The sequence below is a fragment of the Clostridium porci genome (assembly GCF_009696375.1).
GTDB lineage: Bacteria > Bacillota > Clostridia > Lachnospirales > Lachnospiraceae > Enterocloster > Enterocloster porci.
Window position 1 is genome coordinate 16,751 of sequence record NZ_VUMD01000017.1, and the last position, 20,726, is coordinate 37,476.

The window sequence follows — 20,726 nt, forward strand, 5'->3', positions numbered from 1 at the left end:
ATGTTTTAAGTAGAGGGAGTCAATTTGACTCCCTTGCTTTTTGAGGAGGACACATGAAATTATTACAAGTAAAAGTGGAAAATTTCCGCGGAAAACGCTATGATTTCGTCCCGAAACGCTTGAATCTGTTTTTTGATAAAAACGGCGTCGGGAAAACAAGTCTGTGTGACGCCATTCGCTATGGTTTAACCGGCATGATGCCGCAGAACAAAGTGAAAAATGCGGTTGTGGCTCTCACCATGGAAAATGGAATCGTGGTTGAGCGAGCAACGGGCCAGAAGGGTTCCGTTTGTAAATTAAACGGGAAACGCGTATCAAAAGAGGCGTTGGATAAAACCGTGGCCGATATTATCGGAATGCCGGTTGCATCCAATGACGATATTTTAAGGAACTTAAAAATCGCCAGCAGTGCAGAACTTTTGATGGCCTTAAATTCCGGAGATCTTCTGAAAGCACTTCTTCAGTACATTCCGGAAGAGCTGGATTTCGAAACCGTAGTCAGTTACTTTCCTAACCTGAATGACGCAATCAAAAAGGAGTGCAGCGAAGTCTTTCCGAAGATGCCGGAAACCTTTGGTATCGAAAAACTGCAGGAAGTCTACGCACATTTCTTTGAGAAGAGAAAGAACTTAAATGCGTCTATTCGTGAGAAGGAATCTGCTTCCAGAGCATTGCGACCGACGGAGCCAAGGCGTAGCCTGCAGGAAATCGAAACCGAAATGACAGAGCTTCTGGTCAATGAAAAGAGCCAGGAAGATGCAATCAAGCGCCAGAAGGAGTATATGACTGCAGCGGCACAGAGAAAGAAACAGGATGATGCCATTCGCCGTCTCAGGATGGCCCTTGAAAAAGAGCCGGAAAAACCCAAAGAGGGCATGGAGGCGCAACTGGATCACATTCGTGCGACAGCAGAAAACGAGCGCAACGAAAAGAGCAGTCAGGCTGCCACCGTTCAGGCAAATATCGAGTTCTTTCAAAAGACGCTTTCCCGTCTGGATGATCCGGTATGCGTGATCTCAAAGAAATTGACCTGCACAACGGATAAGAGCGGTATTCGAGCAGAGATGGAAGGACTGCTTCAGGCAAATGAAGCACAGCTTAAAAAGCTGACTGCGGCAATTTCTGTGGCAGAAAAAAGAATCGCACACAGCATTGCAGCCAGACAGGCAAATGAAGAGAAGAGACGTCAGTATGAAGCATACACACGTCAAAAAGGCGAGTTGGAAATCTTTGAAAAGAACCTGGTAACCGTTCCAGAGGCGCCGACGCAGTTAATTAACGTCAATGCCATTCCGGCCAGAAAGCAGGAACTGGCAGCCGAAAAGCGAAATGCAGAGGATTATGCCAAAAAGCAGAAACTCCTGGAGGAGATTAAGAACGACAAGGCAAAGTCAGATCTCTATACTCAGATCCTCACCGCACTTTCCGATAAAGGAGAGGTCAAGTCAAGTATCATCAAATACTATTTGCAGACGTTTGAATCGACCTGCAATGACCGGGCCAAGGAGATTGCCCCTGGATATGCATTCCGCTTCCTTCCGGATGACGGCGTGAAAATTTATGTGAAGACGCCGAAGAACGCAAACGGCTACTTAATTGAGTCGTTATCCCGTGGGGAAAAGATCATTGCTACATTTGTGCTGGCGGATATGATCAACCAGCTCTCCGGTGCAAGGATTATGTTTGTTGATAACATTGAGGCACTGGATGATGAATGGATGCCGGCATTCCGAGATTTGGTATGCAGCGAGGCATTTCTGGCAGGATACGACCACGTATTTGTTTGTGGCGTAAATAACAGCGATGTGCTTTCGACCTTTAAGGGCCTGGAAGCCAATTATTTGGCATCATAATGCAAACAGAAGAGGCGGCGTTACACCGTCTCTTTTTTGTAAAATTGCGACTTTGTTTCATTCTTTTTCCATAATTCTTTTAACCAAAAACTACAGCCTGCCATACCGCAGGTAAAACTAAACACAAAGGAGTAAAAAAATGGAAAAGATGGAAATCATGAATGAAGCAATTTTCCGCGGAAGAATTGTGAGAATCCGCGGCGCCAACGGTAACGGTACGATTACCCTGGCATGCCCACTCATTACCACAACCAGAAAAAAGGGTGTCGTGGAGAATGGAGTAAGGAATAACTATCCGGTACTGTCCTTTAACAAAAGTACAGTGACCCAGGACATTCTGGAAACCTTCAAACAGGGAGACCATGTCATCGTAAAAGGCTATGTTCAGTCCTATATGCGACTGGATGAGAATTCCGGCGACGCAAAGGAGATCATGAATCTGTATGTGCATGAGATCATGCCGGATAACAGCAAGATGATGAATGCATTTGGTGTAGAAGGCCGTACTTATCCAGAGTCCCAGAACGAAGTGTACTTATCCGGTGTGCTGGCCGGCATTACAAAGCGTACTGACACGATCGCAACCCTTCGTATCGACCTGTCAAAGGAAAGAAAGAATGTGGTCAATGCTGTGTATTTCAGAGCTCCGGCTAATATTATCAGCGATCTGTCCATCGGAGAAACCGTAAATGTCCTGGCTATGGTCCAGACCGTTGATACAAGAGAGAAAAAAGTGATTCGAAATTACCAAGAGCTGGTGGTTTTAGATATTGCGAAGTAATCTCCATCTGTTTTGCCGGCAGTCCTTATGGCTGCCGGCATTTTTTTAATGGGTATAAAAAAGCACCATTTTTCATATCCGCAAAGAACGATTTTTGATGCATGATGGGTGGTTTGCTAAGATGATTGAGGAGAGGATGTTGTACCAGTGGGATTTTCAAAATAATGTAATTTTTCATATCCGCAGAAATTTTGTACGAAAAAATCCACCCATAATTAAATCAAACAATCAAAACCCATCATTTACGTGATGACTTTTTTAGAATATGGAGGAACGTTTATGGTAAATACAATCGATTATCGTACCAGAAGCATTATGAATGAAAAACAAAATGTGAGTGTAGACGGGTACTGGCCGATTGCAATCGATGTTGGCTATTCGGCTGTCAAATGTTTTTCGCCTAATATGATTTGTGCATTCCCGTCTTATGCAAAGAACCTGGGAAAAAATCCAAAACTCTACGGTGAACAGGATTTACATGAGATTTTATATCGCGACGGAGAAACCGGGGAAATCTGGAGAGTAGGCAGAAGTGCCCAGCTCATGGTAGATGACCGCGATACCAGCGATTCGCAGATGGAGCTTTACGGAAGAGAGCGATACTTCTCTCCGATGTTTAAGGTGTTGATTCGCACTGGACTTGCACTTTCCATCTTAAATAATTCAGCAGGCAATTATAACGCAAAGCAGATCATGGTGCAGACCGGGCTGCCGCCGGCATATTTGGAGGATGATAAGGAATTTTTGATCGATGCAATCGCAGGTCATCACAAATTCGCCATCAAAACCGGACGCCAGCGTTCCTATATCAACCTGGAGTTGGATATTCTGGCGAAGAACGTGGATGTCATGAGCCAGCCGGAAGGAACCTTGATGAGCATCGCCATGGATGATAACGCTATGACGATCCCGGCCGCCAAAAAATACTTCCAGTCCAGAATCATCCTTTGCGATGTCGGCCATGGAACCTTGGATCTTTTTGATATTGTCAATCGTACCAGCCATTCCAAGGAAACATTCAACGAATTTGGCATGAGGGAAGTCTTAAACCTGACGAGCCAGAAGATCAAGGAACGCACCGGAGTCACCATTCGTTCTGCAGCTATGCAGAATGCGTTAGAAACAGGCACGATCATTGTGAAAAAGAGAAACGGCATGAAACTCTCTTCAAAAGCGGAAGCCTTCGATGACTTGTTGGAAGAGGCATCCGCACACATTTGTCAGGCGGCAGTCGAGAAAATCATGAATATGTACGCCGGACTGTTTAATTACGACTACCTGATTCTGACCGGCGGCACCAGTGCGGCATGGGAGAATTATATTAAGGAATATTTCCAGGATGTGGAGGGACTTACGGTTGTAATGGGAAATGAGAACTGCCCAGACCTCGACATGATTTTCTGTAACGTAAGAGGGTATTATATGTATCTGATCAATACCCTGAAGCGTTTGGAGAAAAAGGCAAGGTGATCATTTTGAAACTGACCATTCGAATATATCGTACGCACGATTTTGATTTGATGGCGCTGCATCAGACAGGGGCATTAAAAATCGGAGCCGCCATGAAAAAGGCAATTCTTGCTTATTATAATGGCGAAAAATTCAGCTTTGATATTGCAATGCCGAAAAAACCGGATCTTGCGGATATGCCTCTGGTGGTAGCCACCAGCATCGTTATTACGGAAAAGGATGCTGAGGGTATCACAAAATGGCTTTCCGGTTTTCTGCCAGGCTATCGAAATTGCTGCTTAAAAAATCTGTTGCGACATTTTTTACCGGATCCGGCTATCGCATATTTCCGCAATGACGGAGAGTATCATGAATTACTCGACTTGGGTATGGAAAAAATCGTGTGCAGACCGCAAAAATCCGAATCAGGGCCAAGGGGTAGCCAATGGCTTACCGAAATCGCAAAACAAAAACCAAAGGAAAAAGACCCACGCCAACGCGAACGTATTTCACACGCCTTGGATCATCTGGATCCAACGAAAGAGCAAGTACAGAAAGAGCCATACATAGATGAAACGACTGCGGCAGTACCCGCAGAAAATTCAGGACAGGAGTTGGCAGACCCATCGGTATCACAGGAACCGATTCCTGATATGCCTTTGGATCACACAGAAGAAGTACAGGAAACTGAAGATGACGATTTCGACGCATTTGCAGCGTTTGAAGACATAGTACGAGGAGGATAATTATGTTTGATAAAAGAAAAGAATTCCAGATGATTGATGACAAGTTAAATGAGATCCGCATTCTCTGTAACCGCCTCCAGATCCCGTTTGTTTGGGTAGCGGCTGTATATGACGATGGGGCAAATACGGAATACCGTGTGGCAGTTGATGAAAACCAGGAAGTTGATGAGAATGCAGCGAACAGCCAGTATATTTGTAAGGGCCTGACTCCCGGCAGCCTCGGAATTACCCTGCAGGATGACAAGATCCGAGATATTATCAAGGTGCTCAACGGTTTCAAGGTGGTAAACAGCGAAAACCCGATGTCCTTTGACTTGGGAGATTTTTCCGTAGATGCGATGGCAAAAGCCAACGCCGACATGTATCAGCAGGATGAAGAAGGGTTGTTTTTGGAAGATGAAGAGGAAGATACCGAAGAAGTGACTCCTAAGAACAGCCAGCCTGCACCAGCAGCCGATGAACAGCCGATGCCAGAGTTCACCAGAACATCCAGCATCATCAAACCTCTGGTAAAAGAACAGAATCCAAATGCTGTAACCATGAATATTGGAAAAAACATGGACCTGCCTTACATTGCATCTGATTTCGATTAAGATGCGAAGAACCCCGTCACAGGGGTTCTTTTTGTTAAAGCGGTATTTTTGTTATCCGCAAGAAATAGGAGTAGCAAAGCAAACGCATCCATGGTATTCTAAATAACAAATCATAGTAAAGGAGGAGCGGGAATGTCTATCTATATCACGGGCGATTGTCACGGAGATTACCGTCGGTTTAATACACAGATCTTTCCAGAACAAAAAGAAATGACCAAAAACGATTACGTGATCGTCTGTGGTGATTTTGGTTTGTGGTCGGAAAGCAAAGAACAGCTCTGGTGGCGAAATTGGTTAGATGCAAAACCATTTACAACACTCTGGGTTGATGGAAACCATGAAAACTATGACCTGTTACAACAATATCCGGTTGAGGAATGGTGTGGCGGTAAGATCCATAAAATCACACCATCAATCATACACCTCATGCGTGGGCAGGTCTTTCAGATTGACGGATGCCGTATTTTTACCTTTGGCGGCGCTCAGAGCCATGATATTCAAGGAGGCGTCTTGGATCCGGATGATCCTGATTTCCATGAGAAGAAAAAGGAATTGGATATAGGAGATCTACCATACCGCATCAATCATGTAAGCTGGTGGGCCGAAGAACTTCCGTCAGAGGAAGAATATCAGGAAGGCTTACGGAATATTAAGACATGCGGTGGAGAGGTAGACTTTGTCGTGAGTCACTGCGTATCTACCACTGCACAGGCAATCCTCAGCCACGGAACATACAAAGCAGATGCGCTGACAGATTATTTCATGCAGGTAGAGCAGATGCTGCAATTTAAGAAATGGTTTTGCGGCCATTACCATGATAATCAAAACATTGACGAAAAACATCTTCTGCTATATGAACAGATCATCCGTATCTGGTAAGATGAGAAAAGGAACCCAAAATCATGGGTTCTTTTTTTATTGGGATAAGGAATCTGACATTTTATAAGAAAACGACATGATTTGCTTGCATAATTGTACTGATACTTTTGTGGAAGCAATGAAGCTCACAAACAAGAAAGGAGAACAGTATGCACAAAAAAATTTCAAAAGTGATGTCGTGCCTGCTGACTGGTGCGTTATGCGTAACCTCCGTCTTTGCATCCGGCGGTTTTGCATACGCATCAGAGACACATGGCTTCATCACGGAAGCAGTGAAGAATGGCTTTAGAATCACGGGCATTACCGAACAAGCTGTACAGAACGGCACCGTTACGATCCCAGATGAGATTGACGGAAAACCTGTCACACGCCTTGGCAGTGCAGAAGACACATCAACGTTTTTAGGCAGATATCCTGTCACAAAACTGGTACTTGGTAAGAACGTTAGCAGTATGACTGGTTATGCTTTGTACGGTGCAAATGACTTGGAATCCATCGAAATTGCCAAAGGAAATCAGAGCTGGTTAGCAGTAGACGACAATATTTTGATGAATGAAAACCCGGATGACTCAATGTTAATTAAGTATTGCCCTGCTGTACCGCAACAGGATTATACCGTTCCAGATGGATTCAAAACAGTGTGGAACATGGACCACGCAATGTTTGACACATTGGACCTGAATGACACAACCAGTATGCTGAAAATGTCTTTAGCCGGCACAGAAATTGAAACCTTAAAGCTGGGAGATGCCAAAGTAGAGAATGGGGAGATCCTGTACGGAGCGATTGTAAAACACTTTGACGCTTCTAACAGTACCATTTATGAAAGCGATGGAAAGGCATTATGGTCTGGCGATAAACTGATTAAGGTGGCGTCCGGAGCTGAGTTTGAAGATGGCTATTTCAGCAAATTCAACAAAGTATCCCCATACGCATTTAACTCAGTGCCGGAATACTTAAGTATCGCAGGCAGCCTTCCAGAAAGTGCAACCAAGAATGTTGTATTTAGCTTTTACTCACAGGATGCCGGCGTCTTTGTGGTAAACGGCGAGGTGAGCTTCTGTTATAACTATGATAAAAAAGTGCCGACAGAAGTAGATCCCGTAGAAGATTATTCACAAAATATTGATGCAGAAAAGTATGATAAGATTCGAGCATTGATGTACGTCGGAGTACCATTCAATGGCACGGGACTTTTTGAAGAGGTCTTCGGTATGTCATATGAAGATGCAATGGCAGATCCAGAGGTACAGATGCACGGTGATGTAGCGCTGAACATTGTTTCCGCTTTGGTTTATGATGTCATTGATGGAACAGAACCATCCTTTATCAACGGAATTGGATATGGACCATTTGACGAGGCCCTGGTAGATGAGTACAAGGCAGCATTAAAAGAGGCAGTGAAGAATTACGAACAATATAACTTCACTCCATCCTTTGCCTTAGAAGACAACACGATTGCGTTCCATCGTGAAGGAAATGGTTATGCAAGTGACCCGATCATGATCAATACTGTCGATGGCAACGGAGATGTGAATAACGACTATATTTACACTATCAACATTGAGACCAGTGGCATGACCGTAAAAGATAGTGATGCATCATCCTTCCAGACCGGGCAGGAAATTGTACTCTTATCTGAGAACAAACCTTCCGCAGTGACCTTTTCCTACAACGAGCCAACCTTAAAGTATTACAAAAGGACATCCAATGATGTGCAGAACGTATTGGCATCAGCGGTCAGACAGACATTGCTGGATTTGGATGTAGAAGTGTTGGTAGACAGCATTGTGATCTCCAAACAGGACCTGACCACGCAAAAAGAGTTGGTTGGTGCAACATTAGTCTTAACCGATGCAAACGGAGTCATCGTCGATCAGTGGGTATCTCAGGCAAAACCGCATATGCTGACCAATCTGAAAGATGGTCAATACACATTAACGGAACAGACTGCTCCAAATGGTTATGAACTGGCAGAATCCATTACCTTTACAGTCAAAGACGGAAAGGTAGAGGGCGGGAAAATCGTGATGTACGATGCTCCAATCAAAGGATCTGCGTCCTTCGTAAAAACGGATGCGGCGACTGGTAAGGAGCTGCCTGGAGCAAAGCTGAAGGTGACAACACTGGATGGCACTGTGGTTGATACGTGGGTATCCACAACATCAGCCCATGTGATTAACGATATTGAAGACGGCATGTATGTCTTAACGGAAATCACGTCTCCATATGGCTATGAAATTGCAGAGAGTATTACATTCGAAGTAAAAAACGGAGAAGTGGTAGGCGGCCAGGTTGTGATGGAAGATGAACCAAAAGAATCAACACCATCAGAACCAGATAAGCCGACAACGCCATCGGAGCCGGATAAACCTTCCACGCCATCAGAACCAGATAAACCGGATAAGCCAGACAAACCAAGTAAACCAGGGATTGATGGTGGCCACAGTGGACATGATCGAGACAAAAAAGATCCGCCACCAAGTAAACCGGTAGCGACAGAGGAATGGAAGCCGATCATCAAACCAGAAGAAGAGAAGCCTGCGCCAACACCGCCATTGCCAAAAACGGGTGATGCTGCCGCAGCTTCCATCTTTGGCCTCGCCTCGCTTTTCACCATGTTAACCCTCTATAAGAAGAAAAAAAGATAAGTACAAGAACGGACCATGATCATTCATGGTCTGTTTTTGTTTTCATGCTATAGATCCGACTGCATAATTACGAAGAAGATTAAAGGTATATGAGTAAAATTGAAAGCGCGCAATACTCTATGTACTCTTAAAATTCACGTTACAGAAGAATGAACGCCGTTTGGAGTTCAAATTTCCAAAGAGAAAGGAAAACAAAAAGATGAAAAAGATGATCATGTTGCTGGCGACTATGTTCCTGTGCTTAGGATTGGTATTTACATCCTATGCGGATGTTGCATCCTCTTCCGATGCCACAGAAATTACAGATTCATCAAGCGAAGAAAACGGCGAGACCGTTGACACACCGTCCAACGACACAGAATCAGATGCATCCAGTGACGGAACCGACACCAGTGTTCCGGATACCGATGATCAGGATTCTGAGATACCGGATAGTGGTAACCAGGGAAATCCTCCTGTAGATTCTACAGATGATAACACATTTGATACTTCTGACAAAGAAGTAGATGACAATGTGGACATGGATTTCGGAACAAGACCGGAAGAACCTGAGGTTCCAACCGAGCCGACTGAGCCGGAAGTGCCTACTGAGCCTATCGTACCGATCGAACCGACTGAACCAGAAGTTCCAACGGAACCAACGGAGCCGGAAGTACCGACTGAGCCAGAAGTACCGGAAGTGCCGGAAATTCCAGCAGAACCCGTAGTACCAGCAGAACCGGAAATTCCGACCATTCCTCCGACACCGGTAAAACCACATCGCCCGAGACCAGACCGCCCAACTCCGACACCGGAGCCGCCGGTTGTGATTGAGGTCGTTCCGGTTGAACCAGAGGAAGTCGAGCGAGTTATTGTGAATGTGCCGGTTGTAGAGGAACCGGTGGTTTCAAGAGTGATCGTAAACCATCCAGTAGAACTCCCGAAAACAGGAGATGAAGGCAATACGTTATCAGTATTGGTATTTATCAGCAGTTTAATCGGATTAGTGTTACTGATGAAACCTACGAACACTGTAGCTGCACTGGACAACCATGGCTCCACAAAGAACGGAATTACCAAAGTGATGGCAGTAAAGCCATCAATTGCAACTGAAATCCAGGAGGCTATCTTACTCCCAAGGGTTTCGCCAAGGCACTTAAGCGTTTGTGGATCACAGACGTATGTTTCAAGCAGAATCATGCAAGTGCCCAATCATGCTATCAAAAGAAAAGTAGAGAGGCGTATGCCAAAAACCAGGTATATGTCGTCAAATGTATCAGGCAGGAGAAGTCGAAATAAGACGTAACTGCCATTCCTTTCACGACACGGAAAAAATAGCGAAAAAAGCTAAGTGTAATGTGAAACAAGAATCATAGAAAAATTGAATATTGTTTGTGCAATCATTTGTGAGTTACTACATACAGAAGAGCGTCTTAGCTCAATGTAATTAGTCTTTGTAAAACAATATCATTGAAATTGCGTGCATCAAAGTCCTCCTTTTCCCGGAGGACTTTTTTTGTGCCAAAATGAAAGTTTGCGGATAATGAAAACAATAAAAAAGGTGCATTTTTCATATCCGCAAGAATTGATCTTGCCAAAAATCCACCCATAATTATAATAGATAGAAAGGAATCAGATTCTTTCATCAAAAATTGAAAGGTGGATAAATAAATGAAAAAGAAATTCTTAAAGATGATCAGTGTAGTTTGTGTATTTACGATGTTTGCAACTTGTGTATACGCCGCACCAAAAGGTCCAAATATGGATCAGCCGCAGGCAAATGAAGCAGTAACCACGTTTACCAGAAGCAACCCTGAGACCATGACTGCAACCGCAATCGTAGAGGAGTTATATCACAACATGGGTTCAACGGAACTGGTACGTTGCGCTAAGGATAACGCCGCTCTTTTAACTGGAGAAAAGGCAGTTGTCGATGACAGCGGTTATATGTTTATTGGAACTTATCAGGATTCCAGCGTCATGAACGATGTTGCATATCCGCTTGGCACTTCCCTGCAGGCAATCGGCGTACGCAGCGATGGAAAGTATGACGCACTGTTAGCGTACACAGATTACCCGACTGCTGAAAAAGCGGAAGCAAACAAAGCAGCACTCAATCTGCTTTACAATACCGCATGGGATCTGAAAGAGGCAACCGATTCCATGAATGATCGGGAGACTGTTTCTTACATTGCAAATTGGATCCACTCCAATCTTACCTATAAAAGCGGCCTGGAGGGTCAGCCGGCAACCTGCTTAAGTAACAAAACTGCAGATTGCGACGGTTATGCAGCGCTGTTCCATGTATTCGCTACATTCTGTGATATTCCAACTATGGAGGTCGTCGGTACCTGGAGAGGCGGCGCCCATGGCTGGAACCGTGTATATATCGACGATGCATGGCTGAATGTGGATGCGATTGCCAATAGAACACTGTTTACCGCAGAAGAAGCTGCTGCATCCCAGTATGTAGAGACTCCGTTTATGTTTGACAATCTGGAGAATGCAAAAAAGAGCGGCCATGTGATTCAGTAATAGAGATTAGCCCCACAAAGATGGGGCTTTTTCTATGCATTTTTTGAGTGCAATCAAACATTGCGGATAACAAAAGAGTGCTTCTTTTCTTCCATACACAGAAGAAAGGACAGAACGTCGTAAACCGAAACATGTCCATCCATAATTAGAAAAAGATAAAGGAGGAACTGTTATGGCCGTTCAAAATCAACCAAACAAAGGACCACGCCAGTACGAAGTAAGTGAAGCACAGAAACTGCAGTTTCGTACAGAGGCGGAGCGTATGTATGCACACCTGGATACCAAAGAGAAAGTCGATAAGGCATTGCAGCCGTTAGTGGCGCCGACACCGGTGGCACGTTTATGGCAATGGGCAAGACTACGTCTGGGATCTTTTTGGAATATGGTGAAGGTAGCTACCATGTCTGTATTTTTAGGCAGAGCTGCCACCGACAAACGTCTCAGTGAAGGAAACCGAAACGCAGAAAAAGAGTCTGCAATCGCCGCCGCTAAGAAGGAAGCTCAAATTCAAGTGTTGGCTGCAAAGAAAGAACGATTTGAAAAAGGAACTCCTGAGAAAGAAAATCAGGAAAAAGAGACACAGGAAAAGGAACCGACACAAGAATCTGAAAAGGAAGCTCATCCAGAGAAAGAGGTAGAGCCAGAGGCTTCAAAACACGAGGAACCAGAAGCAGAAAACAAAAAGGATGCTGGTGAACAAGAGCAACCGAAAAATGAAACACCGGACATTCAGCTCATGAAACCAAACGAGAGTATTCTTTCCTTGCAGGTTGCTCAGATGACGGAAGCATATCAAAAGGGCTTCGCAGAGCTTGTGCAGAAAGAAACAGGTCTTTCCGCAGATCAGATTCAGGTCTTTAATGCTACCACAGAAAAAGGAAAACCCTACATTCAAGTCAACATGGAAGTAAAGCCAGGAGTTTCCGTTACCACATGTCTTGATGATCGTGGCCGTTTTCTTGGAAAAGCAAGCATGATGAGCCAGGAAGAAAAACGCCTCCATGGTGATTTAAGAAAATTGTTGTTGTATTACACAGTCAAGGAATATGCCCCCGCCAAGGATAAAGAACTCTATAACCGAACCGGATATACCAAAGATGGTCAGGTCCTGCGTGCAGTAGAACATAACAAAAACACGATGCGTCCAGGTACGACGCTGACCAGACAGGATTTTGCACAGATCTTCCGGCAAGCGAATGAGAAAGGATATGTCAATAATTTTGATTTTGGTCACGTACTGAATATCCGCAAAGAAAACAACGCTTTAGTTGCATCCATCGATGGCAAAGCAGTAGATCTTTCTGAGGCAAAAGATTACAAAATTGCCGCTGATATTTTACACGGTCTCTATGTGTCTAAAATCGGGCAGGATTATGCGGCGATTGAAGAAGGAAAACAGGCACTACTGCAATCCGTGGAAGCATATAGGGTGGCACATGAGACAGAACACTCTCATGAAGAACCATCTGCAGAAAATACTCAAGGGGACGCAGAGGAATATGCAGATACCCAGCAGATGGGAGAGCGACATGCAGAAGAGGCGCCGGAAATTCCGGCACCAGAACAAGACTTTGTGGATCCGGAGTACACCAAAAACCTCAATACGCTTTTCCCGCCATATGAGATGGGCGATGGCGACGTATATACCGGCGTGAGCCAATTAGATTCAAATGGAAATCTGTTACACGAAAGTCCAGAAGACAGCAAAGAACCAGTGTATGAAAATGAGCAGGAACAAGAGCACGATGCTTTAGAAACCGAAAGATAAACACCACTATAAATAGGAAACAAGAGCACAGGCATTGGTTTCAAAAACTTCGAAAAACCGATGCCTGTGTGTATATGATCGCACCACTATAACCTTAGAAGGAGGGAGATTTCATGGCAGATTATCGCACATTGCAGGACTTGATTCGCAAAGACCAGTTACAGGAATTACGCACATCTCTGGAATTAAGAACAGGAATCAATAAAAACTTCATCCGTCTGGAATTGGATCAAAAAGAGCAGATCCGACTGTCATTTTCTGCGGATTTTTCTAAAACATCTCCGTACCGATATGGTGCTACGATTACACCAGATTGGACCGTATTGGAACCAACGGACTGTGCAAGAAACCTTGCCGAATGCCTCAGAGGATTTGGGGAACGAAATTCTTCTGAGCTTAACGAGATAGAAAGCCTGCTGCACCAGCAGACGAAGCAAGATCTAACAGAAGAATATTTCCCAAAATACAGTTATGCTGATTTGAAAACACAATTCGTACATACTTTGAATTGCTGTGCAATGAGCGAAGAAAGCCTGTCGTTTACAGTGCCATTCCATAACCACACCATTGAAATAAGCACAAATCCAGAGAAACATTTGATCGCATCTGTGACCTTAGATGGAAAAGAGGTATATGACATCGACAAGGGAGCGGTTGGTCACGATGGCATCGCAGATCTTTTATCCGTTGCATTGTGTGAAGATTTATATAAGGAAGGAATGTATGATTACGAACGAACGCTTCAGGACTTTGAGGACACATACGGCATTTCCCAATTAAGTGAAGAAGGAGCGTTCCATCAGGATATCAGCCCAGACAGAGAAGTGAACTGGATGAACGACATCTTATTTGATCCCTTGGAGCAGAGCGGCGACTGGGATCGATAACAAAAGAGCAGGGCGACCTGCTCTTTTTGCTATTTTTCAGAAAAATTCCACATAATTAAGGAAAGAAAAGAAGGAGTGAAACAGCTATGCAAGAAAAGATAAATGATACCGCAACGCAAACTGAAACAGTCATTGACTATAGCAAACACTTTGGATTCACTGAAGAAAAATCTCAGGATCCGGTTGAACTGTTAAAGACCAGGGCCATAGAAAAATTAAAGAAAATTGGAATTCCAAGCATTCCGGATATTTTGGACGCTTTGAAGGATAAGGATGATCAGGGCAATAACTTAACAATCGCAGAATTCCGGATCAATTACATGGATCTGGAAAAAGGTGAGGTAACACATGGAAAATCCATGTTTTTGACCATGGCCCCGCAAGTGTCCCTCGAAAAATCAGGTGCCTATAATACCGTGACCCTGCAATTTCCTCATAAAAAGTCCGCAGAAATGAACCGGTTATGGTCCTTGCTATCTGATTACGGCGCCGAAATGGCTCAGTATGACGTGAGTACCGGGGAATTCCCACTGATTGGATTAACGGTGCTTCCTATGACCTTAGGTGGCCAGTATGGTATGATAGCGACCGATCCGATTTTTTATCATCTGCAGCCCTCTTCGCCAATGGATCAGTATTGCGATCAAATCCGGTTATTGTTCGAACCGGAGGCAGTCATGTTTATGAGAAACGATTCGTTCAAGAGCGATGAGGTACTTGAAACGGTGAAGATGGAACTGGCTGCTGAAAGACTGAAAGAAGAGGCCTTGGTAAAGGCTCAGTTAGAGAAAGAAGAGTTCCAAAAGGAGCACGAAGCAGAAATCCAGTCCTACCTTGATCATAACAAATATGATAAGCGCGGCTTTAGAAGTTCCAAAGGCTCCGATGGCTCGTTTAAAACCCGTGAGCCATTTAAGGAAGGATTCCGCACTTCTACACAAACAGAGCAAAAGCCAGACGAAGGCAAATAAACGGTGCCGCATTATTTCCTGCGTGTCATGATATTTCTCTTCCCATAATTGCACTGAAAAGTAAAGGCATTCAAGGAGGAAACAATGATGAACATGGAAGTATTGACGCGTATTACGCAGGTAACACTGGTACTGGCAGCCGGCATGTGCTTTGGAAATATCGTATACACCGAACTCCAAAGCGACAGGGAGACACTGAGCAGCATCTTAGGCGGCGCTATTAGCCGCAGAAGACGTATTTACCGCATGGCAAAAACAATTGCGGCAAACAGCAGACCCGATGTTGCTTCTGATGCAGCGGCGGCACATGATGTGTGCAACACAAAGGCAAAAGCATTAAGCCCACATCCGACCATCACAATCCAAGCGACTGTGAAGCCGATAGAAGGCGGACGTCGTTTCTGTTGTTATGATCTGACCGAAGAGGGTTTTGTGGAGCATCGGAGCAAATGAGAAAGCAAAAAGAGCCAAAGACATGGCTGGAACTGATCGGTACCATTGGTGAACGAAATGTGGATATGGCCAGAATCTATGGTAAGGGTATCCTTACCTATGAGGAACTGGTGACGTTAGTTCCACAGCCTGCGGCTGAAGCAATCAGACAATATTTCATCATGAATTAGAAGACCTGGAAACGGGTCTTCTTTTTTCTTTTTCATTGGGAATATCCAATTCCATAATTTTAACGAAAACCATGAGGCATCGAGAGAAAACTGTATCAATCGATTACCTCTATTTTTTATGGATATGCGTGGTGATTTTTTTTGAAGTTATCTTTATGAATCCCATCGCATAATTGCAACGACACAACATCATGTATGTGTTGCTGCAAAAAACACAACACATAGTAAAACATAGAGGAGGAAAACTATGCTTAAAGTAATCAAAAGAAACAATCGTCTGGAGGATTTCAATGGAGCGAAGATTGAATCCGCCATTACCGATGCATTCGCGAATGAATTTGTACCTGTACCGTCTCAGTATGTGTTCAACAAACTGATGTTGAATATCATGAGTCTTCTGAACAGTAAGGTACATAACAACAAAATCCATATCAAAGATATCTATGAGACCGTAGATCAGGTGTTGTCGGAGTCTGGATACTATAGAGTTGCAAAAGCCTATATGCTGAACTATCAGCGACGCGATAAGGTAAACCAGATGTCAGAAACCGGCATCAATTTTGCAGACTTAATGGCAGGTCATTCCGAACTCAAAGTCATCAAAAGAAATAAGGATTTGGTGAACTTTGAAGGAGCAAAGATCGAGCAGGCTATGCTCAAGGCATTTGAAGCTACAGGTATTGCTGTACCGTCTCAGTACACATTAAACAAAATGATGGTCAATATCATGACGCTTCTGACCTGCAAAATACAGGATAATGCCATTGACATTGAAGATATTCAGGATGCAGTGGAACAGGTGCTTGCAGAATCCGGATATTTCCCAGTTTCAAAGGCCTATGTTCTGTATCGACAGCAGCACAAAAATATTCGCCATGCAGCAGACAGCGTCATCAATTTCAAGGAATTGATGGAGGGCTATTTGCAAAAAGGCGACTGGAGAGTGAAAGAGAACTCTACCGTGGCTTACACGCTTGGAGGCCTCATTTTATCAAATTCCGGTGCTGTTACAGCAAACTACTGGTTGGATGAAATTTACGACACGGAGATTGCTGAGGCTCACAAGAACTGTTTCATGCACATTCACGATCTTTCTATGTTAAGCGGTTATTGTGCTGGCTGGTCTCTGAAGCAGTTGCTTCTGACAGGTATTAAGGGTGTGGCTGGCAGAATTTCATCTGCACCGGCATGTCATCTTTCAACTCTCTGTAACCAGATGGTGAACTTCCTTGGTATTATGCAGAACGAGTGGGCGGGAGCACAGGCTTTTTCCAGCTTTGATACCTACCTGGCACCGTTTGTAAAGGTGGACAATCTGTCTTATAAGGCAACAAAACAGGCAATCCAGTCGTTCGTGTTTGGTGTGAATACACCGAGCCGCTGGGGTACACAGGCACCGTTTACCAATGTAACCCTTGACTGGAAAGTACCGGATGATCTGAAGGATTTGCCGGCGATTGTTGGCGGAAAAGAGATGGAGTTTACCTACGGTGACTGTCAGGCTGAGATGGATATGATCAATAAGGCATTCATCGAGATTATGATCGAGGGTGATTCTGAGGGCCGCGGATTCCAGTATCCGATCCCGACGTATTCCATTACGAAGGACTTTGATTGGTCTGACACAGAAAACAACCGTCTGCTCTTTGAAATGACGGCAAAATACGGCACTCCGTATTTCTCAAACTACGTCAATTCTGACATGGAGCCGTCAGACATCCGCAGCATGTGCTGCCGTCTGCGCCTCGACTTAAAGGAACTGCGTCGTAAGAATGGCGGATTCTTTGGTTCCGGAGACTCCACAGGTTCTGTTGGTGTTGTTACCTTGAACCTGCCACATATTGCATACGTCTCTCCGAATGAGGATGCATTCTGGAGAAATCTTGATGCGCTGATGGATATTACAGCACAGTCCTTGGATATTAAGCGCAGAACCATCACAAGCCTGTTAGATGCAGGGTTATATCCGTACACAAAGGCTTACCTCGGTTCCTTTGACAACCATTTCTCTACCATTGGACTGGTTGGCGGAAACGAAATGTGCTTAAATGCCAAGTGGCTTGGAAAAGACCTCACTCACAAGCAGTCCCAGGACTTTGTTGAGAGAATGTTAAATCACATGAGAGAGCGTCTGATGAAGTACCAGGAGCGTTATCATGCACTCTTTAACCTTGAGGCAACACCGGCCGAAAGTACCGCTTATCGTTTCGCAAAGCACGACAAAAAGTGTTATCCGGATATTATTACGGCGAATGAAAACGGTACTCCGTATTACACCAACAGCACCAATCTCCCGGTTGGAAGCGTAGACGACGTATTCGATGCGTTGGATGTACAGGATCGGTTCCAGCCGCTCTACACCTCCGGAACCGTATTCCACACCTTCTTAGGTGAGAAACTGCCTGACTGGATGGCGGCAGCCAGCTTGGTAAAAACCATCTGTGCAAACTACAAACTGCCTTACATCAGCATTTCGCCGACCTATTCCGTATGTTCAGAACACGGATACCTGGCTGGAGAACATATCAAATGTCCGCATTGCGATAAGACTACAGAGGTGTACAGCCGTATCACCGGCTATTACCGTCCGGTGCAGAACTGGAATGACGGCAAGGCACAGGAGTTTAAGGACAGACACACGTACAATGTCAACAAAAGAAATGCACAGACAGCGTGTGATTGCGACACACCAATGCAGGCCGCTGATGAGAATGTGACAACATCTGGTGAGAATGCGCCGGCAGCAGCGGAGGAGCTTTTGTTATTCACCACTCTAACCTGCCCGAACTGTGTGATCGCAAAGAAATACCTGGATGAGTGTGGTATCACATATCGTGTGATCGATGCCGTTGCAGAAGCAGATCTTGCACGCAAACACGGCATCATGGCGGCACCAACCTTGGTAGTTGATGGTAAGAACATCGCCGGAGCAGGCCCGATCCGTGGCTGGGCAATGGCGCAGAAAGAAGAGTAAACAGTTTACAGGCGGCACAGAAATGTGCTGCCTGTTTCAAAAAGGAGGAAGTATGAACAACTTAAAAATATGCGGACTGCAAAAAACCACGTTACTGGATTATCCGGGACACGTAGCGGCTACCGTATTCCTTGGTGGATGTAACTTCCACTGTCCATTTTGTCATAATGGCGAACTGGTACAAAAGGCAGAGCCACTGATGACCGTAGAAGAACTTTTGCAGTTCCTGAAAAGCAGAACCGGTATTCTGGAAGGCGTTTGTATTACAGGCGGAGAACCAACCTTGTTCCCCCAGGAATTAGAAGATCTCATGAGGGAAATAAAAGCTCTTGGGTACAAGATCAAACTGGACACCAATGGTACCAATCCTCAGTTTTTGAGCCATTGCATCAGTGAGAAACTGGTAGATTATATTGCTATGGATGTAAAAGCATCATTTTCTACCTATGAAAAGGCCTGTGGCATTTCATTCTCCGCAGAGACACAGGGACATATTCAGAAGAGTATGGAGCTTTTGAAATGGATGACAGCTATCGGTCATATCGACAGCGAATTCAGAACCACTTTGGTCAAGGGTATTCATGATATAGGAAATGAGAGCATGATCAAAGAAATGACCCAGATGTTAAGCGGAGCTCAGAAATTTTATTTGCAACAGTATGTACATTCCGACAATGTGTTAGCCCCAACCGGCCTTAGTGCATTTTCCAAGGAGGAAATGGATGCATTTGCCGAAAAGTTCAAAGAATACGTTTCTGAGGTATCTGTACGCGGAGTTGCATGATACACACACCAGAATCATCATACAGTTTGAAGCAGCACAATCCGTGCTGCTTTTTTGAATGTTCCGATTCCATAATTCTGTTGAACTATAAAAAAGAAATGGAGAAAGGATGATGAACCAGATGTATAACGTAGAAAAAATGTATACATATCTGCGTGGTTTCTTAGTGGGAGCCGGTATGGATCAGGGGATCCAGGCACTGAATTTTGCCAGGAAAAAGCACACTGGCCAGCTGCGAAAAGACGGAACGCCGTACATTGCACATCCGTTGCAGATGGCCTGTTATGCGGCGGCGCTTGGAATGCGTAATGACGAGATTATGGCCGGTATTCTTTTACATGATGTATGTGAAGATTGCGAGGTACCAGTGGAGCTTTTGCCGGTCAACAACCATGTCAAGGAAATCGTAAAACGCTTGACGATTCAGCCATTGGAGTCCGAAAGCAAGGTAGAGACAAAGGAACGGTATTTCCGGGAACTTTTGCTATGCAAAGAAGCTGTCATTATTAAAGGTTTGGATCGATATCACAATATGTCTTCCATGGCCGGAGTCCTTTCGGATGAGGCAGCGTCAAAAAATATCCGGGAGAACAATGAACTGCTTTTGCCAATGTTAAAACAGGCAAAGGATTTGTATCCGGAATTATCGGATATTCTGTTTGTCTTGCGAACGAATATCAGCAGCGTATCAAAGACACTGGAGACAATGCAAAGAATTGCACAAAACGATGCAAAGGAGAAGAAAAGGGATGAAGAAACAGGAAAAGAGAACTGATGTGATCAGTTGGGATGCATATTTTATGGGAGTTGCTGGTCTTTCTGCTATGAGAAGCAAGGACCCGTCTACGCAGGTAGGAACCTGTATCGTAGATAGCAGAAACCGTATTCTGTCTGTTGGATACAATGGTTTCCCCGCCGGTTGCGATGATGACAGTTTCCCATGGGGTAAGGGAGATGAAGATCCGTGCAACAACAAATATTTTTACGTGATGCATAGCGAACTGAATGCAATCTTAAATTTCAGAGGCGAGAGCCTGGCCGGCAGCCGGTTATATGTTACCATGTTCCCGTGTAACGAATGCGCAAAAGCAATCATTCAGACTGGGATTAAGGAAGTTATTTTCTTTGACGATGCATACCAGATGAAGCCGGAAGGAAGGGCGACTATGCGTATGTTTGATGCCGCTGGAGTCAAGTATAGAAAGTATGAGGACACCAACCGCTGTGTCAAAATTCATGTATAAAATATGTAA

The 20,726-nt window shown here is 44.5% G+C and carries 18 protein-coding genes; all 18 read left to right on the forward strand.

The features are described from left to right. Positions 1–53: 53 nt before the first annotated feature. The 18 genes from FYJ39_RS16005 (at position 54) to FYJ39_RS16090 (ending at position 20,717) form a co-directional block, all read left to right on the forward strand. Positions 54–1,853: an AAA family ATPase gene (locus FYJ39_RS16005; RefSeq protein WP_154473452.1), complete on the forward strand. Its 1,800-nt coding sequence runs from the start codon at positions 54–56 to the stop codon at positions 1,851–1,853. 139 nt (positions 1,854–1,992) lie between these two features. Continuing rightward, the gene (locus FYJ39_RS16010) at positions 1,993–2,634 is read left to right on the forward strand and encodes a hypothetical protein (protein ID WP_154473453.1); all 642 of its coding nucleotides are present in this window, start codon (positions 1,993–1,995) and stop codon (positions 2,632–2,634) included. A 279-nt stretch (positions 2,635–2,913) separates the two neighbouring features. Then, positions 2,914–4,104 (forward strand): ParM/StbA family protein, encoded by a 1,191-nt coding sequence (locus tag FYJ39_RS16015; protein WP_154473454.1) that lies wholly within the window; start codon positions 2,914–2,916, stop codon positions 4,102–4,104. A 5-nt stretch (positions 4,105–4,109) separates the two neighbouring features. Then, complete coding sequence (locus FYJ39_RS16020; RefSeq protein ID WP_154473455.1) at positions 4,110–4,829, forward strand: hypothetical protein; 720 nt, start codon at positions 4,110–4,112, stop codon at positions 4,827–4,829. Between the two features lie 2 nt (positions 4,830–4,831). Beyond that, positions 4,832–5,422 (forward strand): hypothetical protein, encoded by a 591-nt coding sequence (locus tag FYJ39_RS16025; RefSeq protein WP_154473456.1) that lies wholly within the window; start codon positions 4,832–4,834, stop codon positions 5,420–5,422. A 132-nt stretch (positions 5,423–5,554) separates the two neighbouring features. Next, positions 5,555–6,301, forward strand: coding sequence for a metallophosphoesterase family protein (locus tag FYJ39_RS16030; RefSeq protein WP_154473457.1), 747 nt, complete (start codon positions 5,555–5,557; stop codon positions 6,299–6,301). 149 nt (positions 6,302–6,450) lie between these two features. Beyond that, on the forward strand, positions 6,451–8,952 hold the full coding sequence (locus tag FYJ39_RS16035; RefSeq protein ID WP_154473458.1) for a SpaA isopeptide-forming pilin-related protein: 2,502 nt from the start codon (positions 6,451–6,453) through the stop codon (positions 8,950–8,952). Positions 8,953–9,151: 199 nt separating this feature from the next. Beyond that, on the forward strand, positions 9,152–10,237 hold the full coding sequence (locus FYJ39_RS16040) for an LPXTG cell wall anchor domain-containing protein (RefSeq protein ID WP_154473459.1): 1,086 nt from the start codon (positions 9,152–9,154) through the stop codon (positions 10,235–10,237). Positions 10,238–10,602: 365 nt separating this feature from the next. Beyond that, entirely contained in the window at positions 10,603–11,466 is an 864-nt protein-coding gene (locus FYJ39_RS16045) for a transglutaminase-like domain-containing protein (RefSeq protein WP_154473460.1), read from the forward strand. Between the two features lie 172 nt (positions 11,467–11,638). After that, positions 11,639–13,234: a hypothetical protein gene (locus tag FYJ39_RS16050; protein ID WP_154473461.1), complete on the forward strand. Its 1,596-nt coding sequence runs from the start codon at positions 11,639–11,641 to the stop codon at positions 13,232–13,234. A 113-nt stretch (positions 13,235–13,347) separates the two neighbouring features. Further along, positions 13,348–14,121: a hypothetical protein gene (locus FYJ39_RS16055; protein WP_154473462.1), complete on the forward strand. Its 774-nt coding sequence runs from the start codon at positions 13,348–13,350 to the stop codon at positions 14,119–14,121. Positions 14,122–14,207: 86 nt separating this feature from the next. Beyond that, entirely contained in the window at positions 14,208–15,092 is an 885-nt protein-coding gene (locus FYJ39_RS16060) for a hypothetical protein (RefSeq protein ID WP_154473463.1), read from the forward strand. A gap of 84 nt (positions 15,093–15,176) precedes the next feature. Beyond that, positions 15,177–15,545, forward strand: coding sequence for a hypothetical protein (locus FYJ39_RS16065; protein ID WP_154473464.1), 369 nt, complete (start codon positions 15,177–15,179; stop codon positions 15,543–15,545). After that, positions 15,542–15,715, forward strand: a complete 174-nt coding sequence (locus FYJ39_RS16070) for a hypothetical protein (protein WP_154473465.1) — start codon at positions 15,542–15,544, stop codon at positions 15,713–15,715. Before FYJ39_RS16065 ends, FYJ39_RS16070 begins: the two co-directional genes overlap by 4 nt. A gap of 247 nt (positions 15,716–15,962) precedes the next feature. Next, positions 15,963–18,689 (forward strand): ribonucleoside triphosphate reductase, encoded by a 2,727-nt coding sequence (locus FYJ39_RS16075; protein WP_154473466.1) that lies wholly within the window; start codon positions 15,963–15,965, stop codon positions 18,687–18,689. Positions 18,690–18,741: 52 nt separating this feature from the next. Then, complete coding sequence (locus FYJ39_RS16080; RefSeq protein ID WP_154473467.1) at positions 18,742–19,473, forward strand: anaerobic ribonucleoside-triphosphate reductase activating protein; 732 nt, start codon at positions 18,742–18,744, stop codon at positions 19,471–19,473. A 109-nt stretch (positions 19,474–19,582) separates the two neighbouring features. Next, the gene (locus FYJ39_RS16085) at positions 19,583–20,248 is read left to right on the forward strand and encodes an HD domain-containing protein (RefSeq protein WP_154473468.1); all 666 of its coding nucleotides are present in this window, start codon (positions 19,583–19,585) and stop codon (positions 20,246–20,248) included. Beyond that, complete coding sequence (locus FYJ39_RS16090; protein ID WP_154473469.1) at positions 20,223–20,717, forward strand: deoxycytidylate deaminase; 495 nt, start codon at positions 20,223–20,225, stop codon at positions 20,715–20,717. The genes FYJ39_RS16085 and FYJ39_RS16090 overlap by 26 nt, the downstream gene beginning before the upstream one ends. Positions 20,718–20,726: the final 9 nt, after the last annotated feature.